The following is a 14,844-nucleotide window of genomic DNA, read 5'->3' as shown; positions in this document are numbered from 1 at the left end:
GGGATATCAGTACAACGTATTTTTGACCCGCTCCGGCATCTCCCGGTCATACGCCTCGGCGTCGAACTGCCCATCATTGAGCCGTTTGTGAAACGCCCCCGCTGACGGCAACGCCGAGCGGTCGAACTGTTTCTCCGGGTTCCAGCAGTCCGAGCGCACAAACGCCTTGGAGCAGTGGAAATACGCGGCCTCCACCTGCACCAGAATCACCGACCGCGCCGGCTTGCCATTCACCGCAAAACTCTCCAGCAGCGCAGGTTCGATGGAAATCTGCGCCCGGCCATTCACGCGCAAGGTCTCGCCAATCCCCGGAATGATGAACAGCAAGGCAATCCGCGGGTCCTGGATCAGGTTGCGCAATGTATCCACGCGGTTGTTCCCCGGCCGATCCGGAATCGCCAGGGTGCGCTCATCCACAATCCGCACAAACCCAGGCACATCGCCGCGTGGCGAACCGTCGATGCCGTCCGGCCCGGACGAACTCACCACCACCAACGGCGACGCCCGCACCATGGCCTGGTAGTCCTCGTTGAGAAACGGGATTTCCTTGCGCACGGCGCGCTCGTGGGGGAGGCCGTAGAGAGTGTCGAGTTGTTCGAGGGTTGCCAGCATGCTTACCACCTCCTTACCGTTCAAAATACTAACGCCAACCGGCGCTCATACCCAATCCGCCCCTTGTACGCCTCCCCACTGTCCACCCAGCCTGCTGCCAGATACAGCCGCATCGCCGCCACATTGTCCGCGTCCACCGACAACTCCAAGCCCTTGATCTGTGGCCACGCTTGCAATGCCGCCGCCGGCAACGCCTGCAAACACGCCTTGCCGAATCCGCGCCCTTGCTGGTGCCGGTCCACCTGCAATGCATGCAGCGTCGCGCTGTGTTCATGCGCCCAATGGGGCAGGCAAGGTGGGCGTTTGAGCAACAGGAAGGCCACGGGCTGGTCGTCGGCGAGCAGGGCGAAGCCTTTGATCGCGTCGGGATTGGGATTGACCAGCAGGCTGTTCAGCGCACAGTAGATATCACCGGAATACGCCAGTTGCTCGGGATGCACTTGCAGGGTGTCGAGCTGCTGTTTCTGTACAAGGCTCAGCGTCTCATAGGGGACGAGGCGGGTTTCCATGGGGGGGCGCATCCGAAATCCTACAAAGAGGCGGGGATTCTAGCGGGTTTGGCGTCTGTCGGGTCGACCGGAAACCTTGAGCGACGCGAACTATAGTGAGCCCCGTGCGCCCATTGAATCTCTGAACACAACAATACGGCGCCTGGTGTTTACCGACGCGTTTACGCCGGGCTGGATCCCGTCGGGTAAGCCGTTCATGACCGCTGAAGTGACCCTGCAAGAGGTCGACGGCAACAAGACCCTCTACACCGCCCGCGCCATGCACTGGAGCGCTGAAGATAAAAAAGCCCCTGAGGCCATGGGGTTTCATGACGGCTGGGGCCAGAGCCTGGATCGGCTGGTGACGCTGGTCACCGAAGGCATGAGGGATTGAGCTAACGGTAGGCGCTCCCACATTTGATCTTCATTGTCTGGTCGGGATCACTCGAGCATCTTGCCCAACAACCAACTCCCCGCCGGCCCCGGCGGGTGCTGCCGCGACCACAACGCGTCCACCGCCACCGAGCGCGGCCAACTGCGTGCTTTGAGCTCCACCAATTGGCCGCCATCAAAACGCTCCACCAGCCAGCGCGGCAGCGGTGCCCAGCCGAAGCCCAGTTGCGCCATCTCCATCAACATCAAGTAACTCGGCGCCGACCACACGCGGCCGCTGGGGCGGGTTTCAGTCGGGTTGATGATGCTGGCCAGGCGCAGTTCGCGATGCTGCTGCAGCGTGTCGGCGGGGATGTTTTTCAGTTTGGCCAGTGGGTGCCTGGCCGCGACGAACAGTGAGATTTCCGTGCTTTCTGCTACCGGCGCGCCGGTGAGGTCAGGCGGGTAGTTATCCTGTTTTTCAATAAAAGCGAGGTGCGCACGGCCACTTTGCACCAAGGCCATCAAGTCCTCGCACTCAGCGATCAGGCATTCCAGTTCAAGGTCCGGGTAACGCTGCTCAAAGGCGCTGAGCGCGATCTCGAAGCGATCGGACTGGTAAGTATCGGACATGGCGATGGTCAGCTTCGGCTCCAACCCCTGGGCCAGTTGGCTCGCCGCCAGTTCCAAACGACTGCTGGCCTCCAGCACCTGCTCGGCGCGTTGCAGCAACACATGGCCGGCCGGGGTCAGTGTCGGCTTGCGGCTAGTGCGGTCAAACAGCACCACGTCCAAATCAATCTCCAGGCTCGCCACTGCCGCGCTGACGGTGGACTGGCTCTTGCCCAGCTTGCGCGCCGCTGCGGAAAACGAGCCTTGCGTAGCTGCCTGTACGAACGCCTGCAGCACTTCATGGGAGGCCATGACTATCGCCTTGATCGATGGTTATTGGTTATGAAGTATCGAGTCAAAGGGTAAACATGGCAACCCTCGTCACTCACAGAGCGCTGGTTATGAGCCCTACCAAGTCGGTTACTGAACGTGTTTGCCAAGCCATCGGTTTTGAGGGATTGGCATTGTTGATCTGCACCCCATTGCTGGCGTGGATCATGGACAAGCCCGCCCTGGAAATGGGCATGGTCACCCTGGCGATCAGCCTGATCGCGCTGACCTGGAACGTGATCTTCAACGGCCTGTTCGACCGCCTAAAAGCGCGCCTGCAACTGGCCAACACGCCGTGGACGCGGGTGTTGCATGCGTTGCTGTTTGAAGGCGGGCTGATTCTGGTGTGTGTGCCGCTGATCGCGGCGTGGCTGAACATCAGCCTGATCCAGGCGTTCATCCTCGACATAGGTGTACTGCTGTTTTTCCTGCCGTACACCTATGTGTATCACTGGGGCTATGACGTGCTGCGCGAGAAGCTCCTGGGGCTTAAAGAAACATCCCCCCCGAAGCCTCAATGCGCTGACCGGTGATCCAGTTGCTGCCGTCGGCCAGCAAACTCGAAATCGCCCCGCCGATGTCGTCCGGCAAGCCGGCTCGGCCCAGGGCGGTGTTGTTGGCGACCATGGTATTGAGGGCAGCGTTATCGCGCACGGCGCCACCACCGAAGTCGGTTTCAATGGCACCAGGCGCGATGATGTTGACGGTGATACCACGAACGCCCAACTCTTTGGCTTGGTAGCGCGTGAGCACTTCCATCGCACCTTTCATCGACGCGTACGCTGAATAGCCCGGCAGGCTGAACCGCGCTAGGCCGCTGGAGATGTTGAGGATGCGGCCACCGTCGCGGATCAGCGGCAGCAGTTTTTGCGTAAGAAAGAACGGCCCCTTGAAGTGGATAGCCACCAATTGGTCGAACTGCGCTTCAGTGGTGTCGGCAAAGCTGGCGTGGGCGCCGATGCCGGCGTTGTTGACCAGAAAGTTGAAGTGATCCTGTGCGAAAACCGCCTTGAGCACATCGCCGACGCTGCCAACAAACTCATTGAAGCTCGCACTTTGGCTGACATCCAGTTGCAGCATCGCCGCGCGGCCACCCAATTGTTCGATCTGCGCGACCACGGCCTGCGCCTCGTCGGCCTTGCTGTGGTAAGTGCCGATGATATCGACGCCTTGCGCCGCCAGGTGCAGTGCGGCGCTTTTGCCCAGGCCACGGCTGGCGCCGGTGATCAATGCGATTTTACGGGTCATGGTGAAGTCCTCTGAAGTAGTGGTGAGACTGAGTGTATTTGTCCGGTCATAACGTGATAAACAGGGTTAAACCGGAATCACTGGCCGGATAGAGCGAACAATCCCATGAACAAACTTGAGCTGCTGCGCACCTTCGTGCGCGTCACCGAACTGTCGAGTTTTACCCAGGCAGGCGAGAGCCTGGGCCTGCCGCGTTCAACCGTGTCCGAGCATGTGCAGGCGCTGGAGGAACTGCTCGGCGCTCGCCTGCTGCAACGCACCACGCGCAAGGTCCAGGCGACCCAGGACGGCCGCGTGTTGTATGAGCGCAGCAAGGATTTGTTGTCGCACATGGAGGAACTGGAAGGGCTGTTTCGCCAGGACGAAGCGCAGCTGAGCGGGCGTATTCGTGTGGACATGCCCAACGTGATGGCGCGGGAATTGATCCTGCCGCAACTGCCGGCATTCATGGACGCGCACCCGCTGATCGAGCTGGAAATCAGCACCACCGACCGTCAGGTCGACCTGCTCGCGGAAGGCTTTGATTGCGTGCTGCGCGTCGGCGCACAACCGGACCAGACCGTAGTGGCACGCTTGCTGTGCAACCTGCCGATGATCAACTGCGCGAGCGCGGCGTACTTGCAACGTTACGGCGTGCCCGAGACCCTGGCCGACCTCGCGCAGCATCAGTTGGTGCATTACGTGCGGCCGTTGGGCTCACGCTCGGCGGGCTTTGAATACGTGCAGGGCAACAAGGTGCAGCGCGTTCCCATGGCCGGGCGGGTGACAGTCAACAGCACCGATGCGTACAGGGCGGCGTGCCTCGGCGGCTTCGGCATTACCCAGGTACCGGCGCTGGGCATTCGTGACCTGCTGGAAAGCGGTGAGTTGGTGGCGCTATTGCCGGACTACCCGGCACCCCCGCTGGATGTCTCGCTGCTTTACGCCGGCCAGCGACATTTGCCGCAGCGTGTACGGGTATTCATGGACTGGCTTGCTGCCACCTTGCAAGCCCGGCTTTAGCGTCGTGCCGACAACTGCTGGGGCGCCAGGAACGCGTCGTGGAAGTAATCGCGCACCGCCTGCATCGCCGGGGTAAACGCACGCTCACGGTGCCAGGCCAGGCCGACGCTCATGGGCGTTACCGGGTCGGTGACGGTCAGGGTTTCGATGCGTTTGCCTTCCAGTGACCAAGGCCTGTGCACCAAATCTGACAGGATCGCCACACCGCTGCCATTGGCAACCATGCTGCGCACCGCCTCCACCGAACTGGTGCGCAGCCGCACCCCTGGCGTTTGCCCGGCCTGTTCCCAGTAGCGCATGGCGCTGTGTTCGGCCTCGTCGACGGTGAGCAGGATGTAGGGTTCCTGGGCCACATCCGCCAAGCTCACGGCGCCGCGTTCGCACAGGGGGTGATGGCTGGGCAGCCACAGGCGACGTTCCGAATTGAACAGGATTTCCGAGACGATATCCGGGTGGGTGAGGTTGGCGGTGAGCACCACCGCCATGTCGAACTGGCCGTCGAGCAAACCTTGTTCGATGGCTTGGCGCTCCTGTTCAAAGACCTCGATGGTCACGTCCGGGTGCCAGTGTTCCATGCGCTGCAGGTGGTGGGGCAGGAAGTAGCCGAGCACCGTGTAGCTGGCCGCCAGGCGCAACACGCCACTGGCGCGGTAGTCGGGCAACGGGCTGTTCAACGCATCATCGACACTGCGCACAATCACATAGGCGCGGTTGAGAAAGTGCCGGCCGGCATCGGTCAGGTTCATGCCCTGGGCCGAGCGCACGAACAGTTGCACACCCAGCATGGCCTCCAATTCCTTGATCGCCGTGGTCACTGCCGATTGGGAGATATTCAGGTGAATCGCCGCCTGGGAAATCTGGCCAATCTCAGCCGTGGCGACGAAATAGCGGACTTGGCGCAAGGTCAGGGACATCTGCCTCTCCAAAACGTAGGGCTATCTGATTTTCAGAAGATGGGCCATCTGATAATAGATCTTCCCAAGGGGTCAAGCGGCAGCCTACTTTCCAATATCACCTTTTGGCGGAGCGACCCTGATGCAGGCAGTGGATTTCAACTCAGACATGGGCGAAGGCTTCGGCCCCTGGACCATTGGCGACGGCGTCGACGCGGAGCTGATGGCTTATATCAGCTCGGCCAATATCGCCACCGGCTTTCACGCCGGTGACCCCGGCACCATGCGCCGTACCGTCGAGCGTGCCAAGCAACTGGGTGTCGCTATCGGTGCGCACCCTGGCTTCCGTGATTTGGTCGGCTTCGGCCGGCGCCACATCAACGCGCCGCCCCAGGAGCTGGTGGACGACATGCTCTATCAGCTCGGCGCGCTGCGTGAAATCGCGCGCGCCCAGGGCATGACCCTGCAACACATCAAACCCCATGGCGCGCTGTACATGCACCTCGCCCGCGACGAAGAAGCCGCGCGGCTGCTGGTGCAAAACCTGCAAATCATCGAGCCGACGTTGCTGCTGTACTGCATGCCCAACTCAGTGATCTGGCGCGTCGCCCAGGAACTCGGGCAGCCGGTGGTGCGCGAGTTTTATGCCGACCGTGAGTACGATCTGACGGGCTCCATCGTGTTTACGCGCAATGTGCGGGCGCTGGATCCGGCGACCGTGGCGGCGCGAGTCCTGCGTGCGTGTCAGACCGGTCTGGTGCGCACCGTAGAAGGCGAAGACTTGTTTATCGAATTCGATTCCATCTGCCTGCACAGCGACACGCCCGGCGCGCTTGAACTGGTGGAGGCGACCCGCGAAGCCCTGGACCAAGCGGGCATCACCGTCAAAACACCTCAATAAGATCGAAACATCATTTTTTTTCGCCTGCCTTTCTACAATGATTCCAAGAGGAACAGACATGGCTGAAACGTCCCCCATCCGCTACAGCTTCGGCGGTGATGAACACCTGTTTGCCGAGGTCAGCGAGAGTATGTCGCTGGAGGCCTTTTTCAAAGGCATGGCCGTGACGCGTGCGGTGGAGCGCCTGGCGCTGGAGGGCGTGCTGGACGTGTGCCTGGCCAACGCATCGTTCCAGATTCGCTTCGACCCCGACCGCATCGCGCCCCATGTATTGCTCGATGCGGTGCAGACCGCCGAAGCCCAGGCCGTGGCCGAACGCACCCTGCACACGCGCATCATTGAAATTCCGGTGCTCTACAACGACCCCTGGACCCATGAAACCCTGATGCGCTTTCGCGACCGCCACCAAGACCCCAGCGGCACCGACCTTGAGTACGCGGCGCGTATCAATGGCCTGGCCGATGTGGATGCGTTTATCGCCGCCCACAGTGGCGCGCCGTGGTTTGTGTCGATGGTCGGCTTTGTCGCGGGCTTGCCGTTCATGTTCCAGATGGTCGAGCGCGAGCGTCAATTGCAGGTGCCCAAGTACCTGCGGCCGCGCACCGACACACCCAAATTGACCCTCGGCCATGGTGGCTGTTTCGGCTGCATCTACTCGGTACGCGGCGCAGGTGGCTACCAGATGTTCGGCGTGACCCCGGCGCCGATCTACGACCCGGCGCAGCAATTGGCGTACCTCAAGGAACACATGGTGTTCTTCCGTCCCGGCGATATCGTGCAGTTCAAACCGATGGACCGTGACGCCTACGACCTGGCGGTGGCCGAAGTGGACGCAGGACGTTTCGACCTGCGCATCCGCCCGGTGGAATTTTCCCTCGACGCCTTTCTCGCCGACCCCATGGGTTATCCGAAATCCCTGCAGGAGGCGCTGGCATGATCAAGGTGCTCAAACCCGGCCTCGCCACCTCCGTGCAGGACCTTGGCCGCGAAGGTTATTACCACTTGGGCATCCCGCCGTCGGGTGCGTTGGACCAATATGCATTGAGCGCAGCCAATCACCTGGTGGGCAATCCGGTCGGCGCGGCGGGGTTGGAATGCACGCTGATAGGCCCCGAACTGGCGTTTCAACAGGACGCGTTGGTGGCACTCAGCGGTGCCTTGATGTCGCCGCGCCTGGACGGTGAAGTCGTGCACCAGGACACCGCGTTCCAGGTGCGCGCCGGGCAGGTTTTACGCTTTGAATTTCCCAAGGCCGGCGCGCGGACGTATCTCGCGGTGGCCGGTGGTATTGACGTGCCGTTGGTGCTCGGCAGTCGTTCGACTTACACCCTCGGCGCACTCGGCGGGTTTCACGGTCGGCGCTTGCAGGAAGGCGACGAATTGCCCATCGGTGACGCCAGTGGTACGGGCCGTGCGGGCGACAGTTTACCGATGGCGTTGCGCCGTTCGGTGGGCGGTGATGTGACCCTGCGCGTGGTGCCGGGGCTGTATTACGAGCGGCTGACAGATGCGGCCAAAAACAGCTTTTTTGCCGAGCCCTGGACAGTGGGTTCCGAAGCCGACCGCATCGGCTATCGCTTCAAAGGCGGCAGTGCGCTGAGCTTTCAGCCACGGGAGCAGCCGTTTGGCGCGGGCTCCGATCCTTCTAATATCGTCGACAGTTGCTACCCGATCGGCTCGATCCAGGTGCCGGCCGGGTTGGAGCCGATCGTGTTGCATCGGGACGCGGTGTCGGGCGGTGGGTACGCGATGATTGGCACGGTGATCAGTGCCGATCTGGACTTGATCGGGCAGATGCAGCCGAACCAGCGGGCGGGGTTTGTGGCGGTGACGCTGGAGGAAGCACTGGAGGCGCGGCGGGTGTACAAGAAACGCGTCAAAGCGATGACTGGACTCTTCAACAACTGAATACCTGCAAAACCACTGTGGGAGCTGGCTTGCCTGCGATGGCGATCTTTCAGTCAACAAATGTGTTGAATGTTAATCCGCTATCGCAGGCAAGCCAGCTCCCACATTTTTGCTCTGAGTTGTGTCAGAAGAGTTTGGTGAACAGCCAGTAGAGGCTGCCCGAAAGAAGAATGGCCGCGGGCAATGTGAGCACCCACGCCATCAGCAAATTACGGATAGTGCGCATCTGCAACCCACCGCCATTCGCCACCATGGTCCCTGCCACACCCGACGACAGCACATGCGTGGTCGACACCGGCAACCCGTACATGTCCGCCGCGCCGATGGTCAGCATCGCCACCATCTCGGCCGAGGCGCCTTGAGCATACGTCAGGTGCGTCTTGCCGATCTTCTCGCCGACTGTCACCACGATGCGCTTCCAGCCCACCATGGTGCCCAGGCCCAGGGCGATGGCCACGGCGATTTTCACCCACAGCGGAATGAAGCGTGTGGAACTGTCGATCTGTTGCTTGAACAGTTGCAGCTTGCCCTGGGTGTCGGCGTCGAAATTGCCGACCTTGCCCTTGTCCATCAGGCGAATGGTTTCGCTGGTCAGGTACATGTCGTTACGTACGTTGCCGACGGCTTCGGCGGGCACTTTGGCCAGGGAACCGTAGCCTTTGACTTCATCCCCGATCTGCCCGGCGAGCGCGGCGAGGGCGGGCACCAGTTCCGGCGTGGCTTCCTTGGTGCGCACGTAGGTCGAGAGGATCGGACGCGGGTCGCCTGTCAGCGCTTGCGGCGCGCTTTTTACCAGGGCGACCTGGGTGACTTCGGCCACGGCCGCGAACTGCAACGACTGCTCGGCGGGCATCGCCCGGTTCAGCGCGTAGGCCATCGGCAGCGTGCCGACCAGAATCAACATGATCAGGCCCATGCCTTTCTGCCCATCGTTGGAACCGTGAGCGAAGGAGACGCCGGTGCAGGTGGCGATCAGCATGCCGCGGATCCACCACGGCGGTGGCGTGTCGCCTTTCGGCGCCTTGTACAGCGCGCGGTTCTTGACGAAGGCGCGCAGGGCCAGCAACAGCATCGCCGCAAACGCAAAGCCGATCAGCGGCGAGAGCAGCAAGGCGTAACCGATCTTGATCGCCTGGCTCCAGTCCACACCGCTGGTGCCGTCACGCCCGTGCATCAAGGCATTCGCCACGCCAACGCCGATGATCGAGCCAATCAGCGTGTGGGAAGACGACGCCGGCAACCCCAGCCACCACGTGCCGAGGTTCCACAGGATGGCGGCGATCAACAGCGCGAAGATCATCGCAAAACCGGCTGATGAGCCCACCTGCAAAATCAGCTCGACCGGCAGCAGCGCAATGATGCCAAACGCCACCGCACCGCTGGAAAGCAGCACGCCGAGGAAGTTGAAAAAGCCCGACCACACCACCGCAAAATGGGGCGGCAGCGAGTTGGTGTAGATCACCGTCGCCACCGCGTTGGCGGTGTCGTGGAAGCCGTTGACGAACTCGAACCCCAGGGCAATCAACAGCGCTACGCCCAATAGCAGGAACGGTGTCCAGGTGGTGAGTTGCGCGCCCATTTCGTGCATGTCATGCATCAGGCTGTAGGCGGTAAACAACAGGCCCATGGCGAGTACGGCGAAGAAGATGATCACCGTCACCAGGCTGGGTTTCTTGTCCAGCCTGGGTTTGGGGTCTGCAACTGAGGTGTGGGTGGAGGCAGTCAAGGAAGGGGTGGCCATGCCGGAGCATCCAGTGTTGTGAGGATGCCGTTCATAGTCATTGCAGAATGTTACAGAGATGCTGCCGCAGGTCAGTGTTTAGGGAATTGGATTTGCCGCCGGTCCATAAAGCACCGCAGCTCCCACAGTTGATATCATTTCAGCTTGAGAATTTGCGGAATGCCCAGCGTCCGGCGATTAACGTGAAGGTCGCCACCAACGCCACTAATATCCAAAACCCCTCCGGATCCTGTGAAAGCGGCACGCCCCCGACGTTCATCCCAAAAAAACCGGCGATGATATTGATCGGCAATGCCAGCACCGTCACCACGGTGAGAGTGAACAACGTGCGGTTGCTTTGCTCGTTGAGGTTGGCCGCGATCTCTTCCTGCAACAGCTTGATGCGTTCGCCCAGGGCCATCAGGTCGTTGATGATCAGCGCAAACTCCTCGGTGGACTTGCGCAATTCCTTCACGTCTTCCTTTTGCAGCCACTGCGGCGGGCGATTCAGCAGGCGCAGCAGCGAGCCCGGCTCCAGCGCCAGCAGGCGTTGCAGGCGCACCAGCACCCGGCGCGCGGCACCCAGTTCGGCGCGGTTGGTGGACAAGCGCGAGGACAGCAACTGGTCTTCGATATGGTCGACGCTGATGCTGGTCTTGCGCACGATCTGCGTCAGTACTTCACCCTGGTCGCGCAGCAGGTGCACCAGCAGGGCCAGCGGTGAGCGAAAGCGCTCACCGGCTTTCACCGATGAGCGCAACTTGTCCACCGAGTGCAGCGGTTGCAGGCGCGCACTGATCAACAGACGGCTGCGGGCGCAGACCCAGAGCGTGGAAATATCCGACGACACCATGCTGCTGAAGTTGAACACCACGTCGTTGACCACGGCCAGCAAGGCCGAGTCGACATGTTCGATACGCGTGGAGCGCGAACCTTCATGCAGGGCTTCGAAGAACTCTTCCGGCAGGTCCAGGTGTGCCTGCATCCAGCGTTCGCACGCCGCGTGGGCCAGGTTCAGGTGCAGCCACAAAAACTCTTCCGGGTCGGCCGGTTGCTGCAGGGCCTGAAGCGCCGTGGCCGAATCTATCTGCTCGCCCTTCTCACCGGGCCGAAAACGGAAACCGTAGAGCAAGCCAAACAGATCGGGATCCTGGTGGCTGTGATCAATGCTGTGGTTCATGGGGGCTCGCAGAGAAATGGCCTGTAGGACGTTTCACAGGTCGCGTGGGCGATCATTGCAAGGGGAAATGACAGTTTTGTGACGATTCTGGAATTATTTCGTTGCGGTGACATTTATTTGACCGTTTGTCAGCAACCGTTCAAGAAGCCTCTAGCTCGGCCGATTCAGGGCGTTATGAACCGCTGTGGATGGGCGGTGCTTTAACAACAAGGACGTTAGGCGTGCACGCACCAATTCCTTGTATCGAGGCTTTTCCCCGATGAATGTTTTGCGAACCTCCTTGAGAGCACAAATCCTGTCGCTGCTCGGTGGCAGCCTGTTGGCGATCTTGCTGATCGCCCTGGCGTGTTTCAACTTCCTGTCCAACGGGGTGCAGAGTTATCGCAGTTTGATTGATGGGCCGTTACTGACTTCACAGATGATTGACGAGGCCAACCTGCAATTCAAAGTGCAGGTGCAGGAATGGAAAAACGTCCTGCTACGCGGCAAGCAGCCTCAGGACATGGAGAAATATTGGGGCCAGTTCCAGGACCGCCAGCGCGATGTGCAAGGCATCCTCACGCGGCTGGTCACCCAGACCATCGGCGACCCGACCCTGAGCCGGCGTATCGAAACCCTGCGCCAGGAACACGTGCAACTCGGCGTGGCCTACCAGAAGGGCCGCGATGCCTACGTAGCCGCGGGCGGCGATGCAACCGCTGGCGACACGGCGGTCAAGGGCGTGGACCGCGCTGCCAGCGAGCAGATGAGTGCACTGGTCAACGACCTGCGTGCGCAAGGCAGCCAACAATCCAAAGCCATCAGCGCCTACGCTGAGCGCACCGTGTTGGTGGGCCTGGCGGTTATGTTGCTGTCCGGTGTGTTGATCGGTCTGTTCAGCCTGTGGTTGATCAACCGTAACCTGATCCTGCCGATCCGCAGCCTGATCGATTACGTGACGCAACTGAGCCACGGTCGCTTCGCCGAGCGCGTGGCCAGCCGTCGCCAGGATGAGCTGGGCCATCTGGCCGCAGCGGCGAATACCTTGCGCGATTTTCTTGCCGAAACGTTCAGCCGCCTGCAGCGCAGCGCCACCGACCTGGTCAGTTCCAGCGGCGAGTTGAATGCTATCGCCGGGCAGATGGCCAACGGTACCAGTGATCAATTCAACCGCACCGACCAGGTGGCCACGGCCATGACGGAAATGTCGGCCACCGCTCAGGAAGTTGCGCGCCACGCCGCCAGTGCTTCCCGTGCTGCTGATGAGGCGGATCATTCGGCCCGCGAAGGCGGTGAGGTGATGAAGGTCACCATCGCCACCATCGGCCAGATGCGCAACGAGATCCTCAACACCGGCACCATCATCCGCCGCTTGGAAACCGATAGCGTGCGCATCGGCAAGGTGCTGGAAGTGATACGCGGGATCGCCGAGCAGACCAATCTGCTGGCGCTCAACGCTGCGATCGAAGCCGCGCGCGCAGGCGAGGCCGGTCGTGGTTTCGCGGTGGTGGCCGATGAAGTGCGCAGCCTGGCGCAACGCACGGCGGCGTCGATCATCGAGATCAACGGCATTATCGAGGCCGTGCAAACCGGCGCGGTGGACGCGGCCGAAGCCATCCTGAGCGGCCAGTCGTGCAGTGATGACAGCGTGGAGAAGGTGACGCAAGCCGGCGCCATGCTGGCTCACATCACCCAGGCGGTGGAGGCGATCCGCGACATGAACCGCCAGATCGCCACGGCTGCCGAGGAGCAGACATCGGTGGCGGAGGATATCTCGCGCAACATCACGCAGATCACCACCGTGGCCACGGCCAACCTCGATAACGTCAAACGCACCGAAGCGGCAAGCCACAACCTGCGCGGGTTGTCGAGCGAGTTGAATGAGGTGACGGCGCGTTTGGGCGCCTGATCAAGCGGTCGGCAAGCTGAACGTGAACACGGTGCCGTGCTGTTCGGTGGTGGACACGCTCAGCTCACCGCCGTGGGCATCGGCAATTTGCTTGACGATGTACAACCCCAGGCCAAGCCCGGCCTGGGGCGCCTCCTTGACCGGCCGCGCATAGGGCTGGAACAACCGAGGCAGGGCCTGTGCACTGATCTGCCCGGGGTTTTTCACCGTCAGCGTGAAGTGCGACTGCTCGACCCTGGCCGTGACTTCAACGGGGCCATCGTGGCTGCCGTGGTGGATGGCGTTGGCGACCAGGTTGGAGAGCAGTTGCGCCAACCGTTCCCGGTCACCCTTGAACCCTCGAAGTTCGCCGATATTCGCCACAATCTCGCGTTGTGGGTGGACGCTCTGGACCTCTGACACCACATGTTGCAACGCGGCCTGTAAGCCCTGGCAATCGCCCATGCTTACCGGAATGCCGCTGCCCATACGTCCACGGGCGAAATCCAGCACGTCTTCCACCAGTTGCGCCGCACGCCGACCACTGGTGAGGATATGCCGCACGGTGCTGTCAGTGGCAGGGTCGGGGTGCTTGCGCAGCAGCCGTTCGGCGCCGAAATTGATCGCGAACAGTGGGTTGCGCAGATCATGCCCGAGCACCGCGATGAACTGCTCGCGTAATTCGGCGGTGCGACGTTCTTCCTGCAAGTCGGTTTCGGTTCGTTGCTGGCTCTCTTCGGCCTCGATTTGCAGCGACAGCACGCGAGCAAATGACTCCATGGTCGATTGGATGGTGCTGTTGCGCAGGCAGGCGGGGTTGGGGTCGAGCGCGCAAATGGTGCCGAAGAAGCGCCCATCGGTTCGAAACACGGGCACGGAAATATAGCTTTCAAATCGGTAGATCTGTGGGGTGTGGTGGTCGTGGTAGAGCGGGTCTTCGCTGGCTTTATCGATCACCACAGACACGTGGGAGCTGCGGATTTCGTGGCAGAGGGTGGTGGTCAGGTCCAGCTCGCCACCGACACCCAGGCCGAAACCCAGGGTGTCGAGCACCGCGCAGGCTGTCCAGGTGTTTTCCGTAACGCGGGCAACAGCGGCAAACCGCAGGCCGGTCATGTCACTGATGACCTTGAGCATGGCCGGCACGGCGCTGATGCGACCGATAGTGGCGATGTCGGCAGCTTTTTGCCCCATTGGCTGTCTCTGTTGGTGTGCGGTGGGCGTCATGCCTTGGCTGATGCACGGGATTCTAACGGCCTTGCAGTGTATGTAGGCAACTTCCTTCGTCGCCGGGATGAATTTCCTACAGCTTGCCGACGAGCGCGCACAAAAAAACCGCGCCACCCTTAGGTGGCGCGGTTTTTTAAGAAGACAACTCAAGTGTCGAGCTTGTTTTCCAGGACTTCGCTGGTTTTGGCGTCAAGCTTCACGTCCCACTTTTTGCCGGTGGTGTCGGTCAGGTCCACCTCGTAGACCAGGCGGCCGGCTTCGTTGTCCAGCTCGGTGTCATTGATGGTGGCGCCGGGGTGTTTGGCAACGGCGTCTTTGTTGAGCTGCTCGAAAGGCTTCACGGCGCCGGACTGCAACAGGCCTGGAATCTGGTCTGGGCGAACATCGGCCTGGGCCAGGCCGGCGGTCAGGGTCAGGGCGGTAGCGGCGAACAAAGCGGTCAGGTTTTTCATGGTGTGTGTCCTTGTCTGGTGAGCTGTTT

15 protein-coding genes and 2 pseudogenes are annotated in these 14,844 nt (G+C 61.3%); 8 read left to right on the top strand and 9 right to left on the bottom strand.

Annotated features, from left to right (window positions below; all coding sequences use genetic code 11):
- Positions 1–6 precede the first annotated feature (6 nt).
- Positions 7–612: a pyridoxamine 5'-phosphate oxidase family protein gene (locus AB4O35_RS28035; protein ID WP_065945865.1), complete on the bottom strand. Its 606-nt coding sequence runs from the start codon at positions 610–612 to the stop codon at positions 7–9.
- A 20-nt stretch (positions 613–632) separates the two neighbouring features.
- Positions 633–1,121: a GNAT family N-acetyltransferase gene (locus AB4O35_RS28030; protein ID WP_065881060.1), complete on the bottom strand. Its 489-nt coding sequence runs from the start codon at positions 1,119–1,121 to the stop codon at positions 633–635.
- Between the two features lie 136 nt (positions 1,122–1,257).
- Here AB4O35_RS28030 and AB4O35_RS28025 point away from each other — a divergent pair.
- Positions 1,258–1,494: pseudogene (locus AB4O35_RS28025) on the top strand (SRPBCC domain-containing protein); the annotation flags it as partial.
- Positions 1,495–1,541: 47 nt separating this feature from the next.
- On the opposite strand, the gene AB4O35_RS28020 reads toward AB4O35_RS28025, so the two are convergent.
- Positions 1,542–2,396 carry a LysR family transcriptional regulator gene (locus tag AB4O35_RS28020; RefSeq protein ID WP_065945866.1) on the bottom strand — a complete coding sequence of 285 codons (855 nt, stop codon included), beginning with the start codon at positions 2,394–2,396 and terminating at the stop codon, positions 1,542–1,544.
- An 89-nt stretch (positions 2,397–2,485) separates the two neighbouring features.
- Between AB4O35_RS28020 and AB4O35_RS28015 the strand changes: the two genes are divergently transcribed.
- Positions 2,486–2,947: a multidrug/biocide efflux PACE transporter gene (locus AB4O35_RS28015; protein WP_065875383.1), complete on the top strand. Its 462-nt coding sequence runs from the start codon at positions 2,486–2,488 to the stop codon at positions 2,945–2,947.
- Here AB4O35_RS28015 and AB4O35_RS28010 read toward each other — a convergent pair.
- Entirely contained in the window at positions 2,904–3,662 is a 759-nt protein-coding gene (locus AB4O35_RS28010; protein WP_065875384.1) for an SDR family NAD(P)-dependent oxidoreductase, read from the bottom strand. The genes AB4O35_RS28015 and AB4O35_RS28010 overlap by 44 nt on opposite strands.
- Before the next feature lie 105 nt (positions 3,663–3,767).
- On the opposite strand from AB4O35_RS28010, the gene AB4O35_RS28005 reads away from it, so the two are divergent.
- The gene (locus AB4O35_RS28005) at positions 3,768–4,664 is read left to right on the top strand and encodes a LysR family transcriptional regulator (protein ID WP_065945867.1); all 897 of its coding nucleotides are present in this window, start codon (positions 3,768–3,770) and stop codon (positions 4,662–4,664) included.
- On the opposite strand, the gene AB4O35_RS28000 is transcribed toward AB4O35_RS28005, so the two are convergent.
- Positions 4,661–5,578, bottom strand: coding sequence for a LysR family transcriptional regulator (locus AB4O35_RS28000; protein WP_065875386.1), 918 nt, complete (start codon positions 5,576–5,578; stop codon positions 4,661–4,663). The two genes, AB4O35_RS28005 and AB4O35_RS28000, sit on opposite strands and share 4 nt — an antisense overlap.
- Before the next feature lie 121 nt (positions 5,579–5,699).
- On the opposite strand from AB4O35_RS28000, the gene AB4O35_RS27995 reads away from it, so the two are divergent.
- From AB4O35_RS27995 to AB4O35_RS27985, 3 genes are read left to right on the top strand one after another with little or no spacing between them, the layout of a single operon-like run.
- Positions 5,700–6,458: a 5-oxoprolinase subunit PxpA gene (locus tag AB4O35_RS27995; protein ID WP_065945868.1), complete on the top strand. Its 759-nt coding sequence runs from the start codon at positions 5,700–5,702 to the stop codon at positions 6,456–6,458.
- Positions 6,459–6,516: 58 nt separating this feature from the next.
- Positions 6,517–7,395: a 5-oxoprolinase subunit B family protein gene (locus AB4O35_RS27990; RefSeq protein WP_065945869.1), complete on the top strand. Its 879-nt coding sequence runs from the start codon at positions 6,517–6,519 to the stop codon at positions 7,393–7,395.
- Positions 7,392–8,366, top strand: coding sequence for a 5-oxoprolinase subunit C family protein (locus tag AB4O35_RS27985; RefSeq protein WP_065875389.1), 975 nt, complete (start codon positions 7,392–7,394; stop codon positions 8,364–8,366). Before AB4O35_RS27990 ends, AB4O35_RS27985 begins: the two co-directional genes overlap by 4 nt.
- Positions 8,367–8,490: 124 nt before the next feature.
- Here AB4O35_RS27985 and AB4O35_RS27980 read toward each other — a convergent pair whose 3' ends face one another.
- Both AB4O35_RS27980 and AB4O35_RS27975 read right to left on the bottom strand, forming a co-directional pair.
- Positions 8,491–10,107, bottom strand: a complete 1,617-nt coding sequence (locus AB4O35_RS27980) for an inorganic phosphate transporter (RefSeq protein ID WP_065875390.1) — start codon at positions 10,105–10,107, stop codon at positions 8,491–8,493.
- Between the two features lie 139 nt (positions 10,108–10,246).
- Complete coding sequence (locus AB4O35_RS27975) at positions 10,247–11,266, bottom strand: transporter (RefSeq protein WP_065875391.1); 1,020 nt, start codon at positions 11,264–11,266, stop codon at positions 10,247–10,249.
- 259 nt (positions 11,267–11,525) lie between these two features.
- Here AB4O35_RS27975 and AB4O35_RS27970 point away from each other — a divergent pair.
- Positions 11,526–12,221 (top strand): annotated as a pseudogene (locus tag AB4O35_RS27970) (methyl-accepting chemotaxis protein); the annotation flags it as partial.
- A 165-nt stretch (positions 12,222–12,386) separates the two neighbouring features.
- Positions 12,387–13,154 carry a methyl-accepting chemotaxis protein gene (locus tag AB4O35_RS27965; protein WP_405045929.1) on the top strand — a complete coding sequence of 256 codons (768 nt, stop codon included), beginning with the start codon at positions 12,387–12,389 and terminating at the stop codon, positions 13,152–13,154.
- Here the strand turns inward: AB4O35_RS27965 and AB4O35_RS27960 are convergent, their stop codons facing one another.
- A complete protein-coding gene (locus AB4O35_RS27960; protein WP_065875393.1) occupies positions 13,155–14,327 on the bottom strand; it encodes a GAF domain-containing sensor histidine kinase in 1,173 nt (390 codons plus the stop codon).
- Between the two features lie 182 nt (positions 14,328–14,509).
- Positions 14,510–14,815 carry a PepSY domain-containing protein gene (locus tag AB4O35_RS27955; protein ID WP_065875394.1) on the bottom strand — a complete coding sequence of 102 codons (306 nt, stop codon included), beginning with the start codon at positions 14,813–14,815 and terminating at the stop codon, positions 14,510–14,512.
- Positions 14,816–14,844: the final 29 nt, after the last annotated feature.

This window comes from Pseudomonas sp. H1_A03 (genome assembly GCF_054685145.1).
The sequence above is the reverse complement of the archived record's forward strand: the minus strand, read 5'-3'. Positions and strand labels throughout refer to the sequence as shown.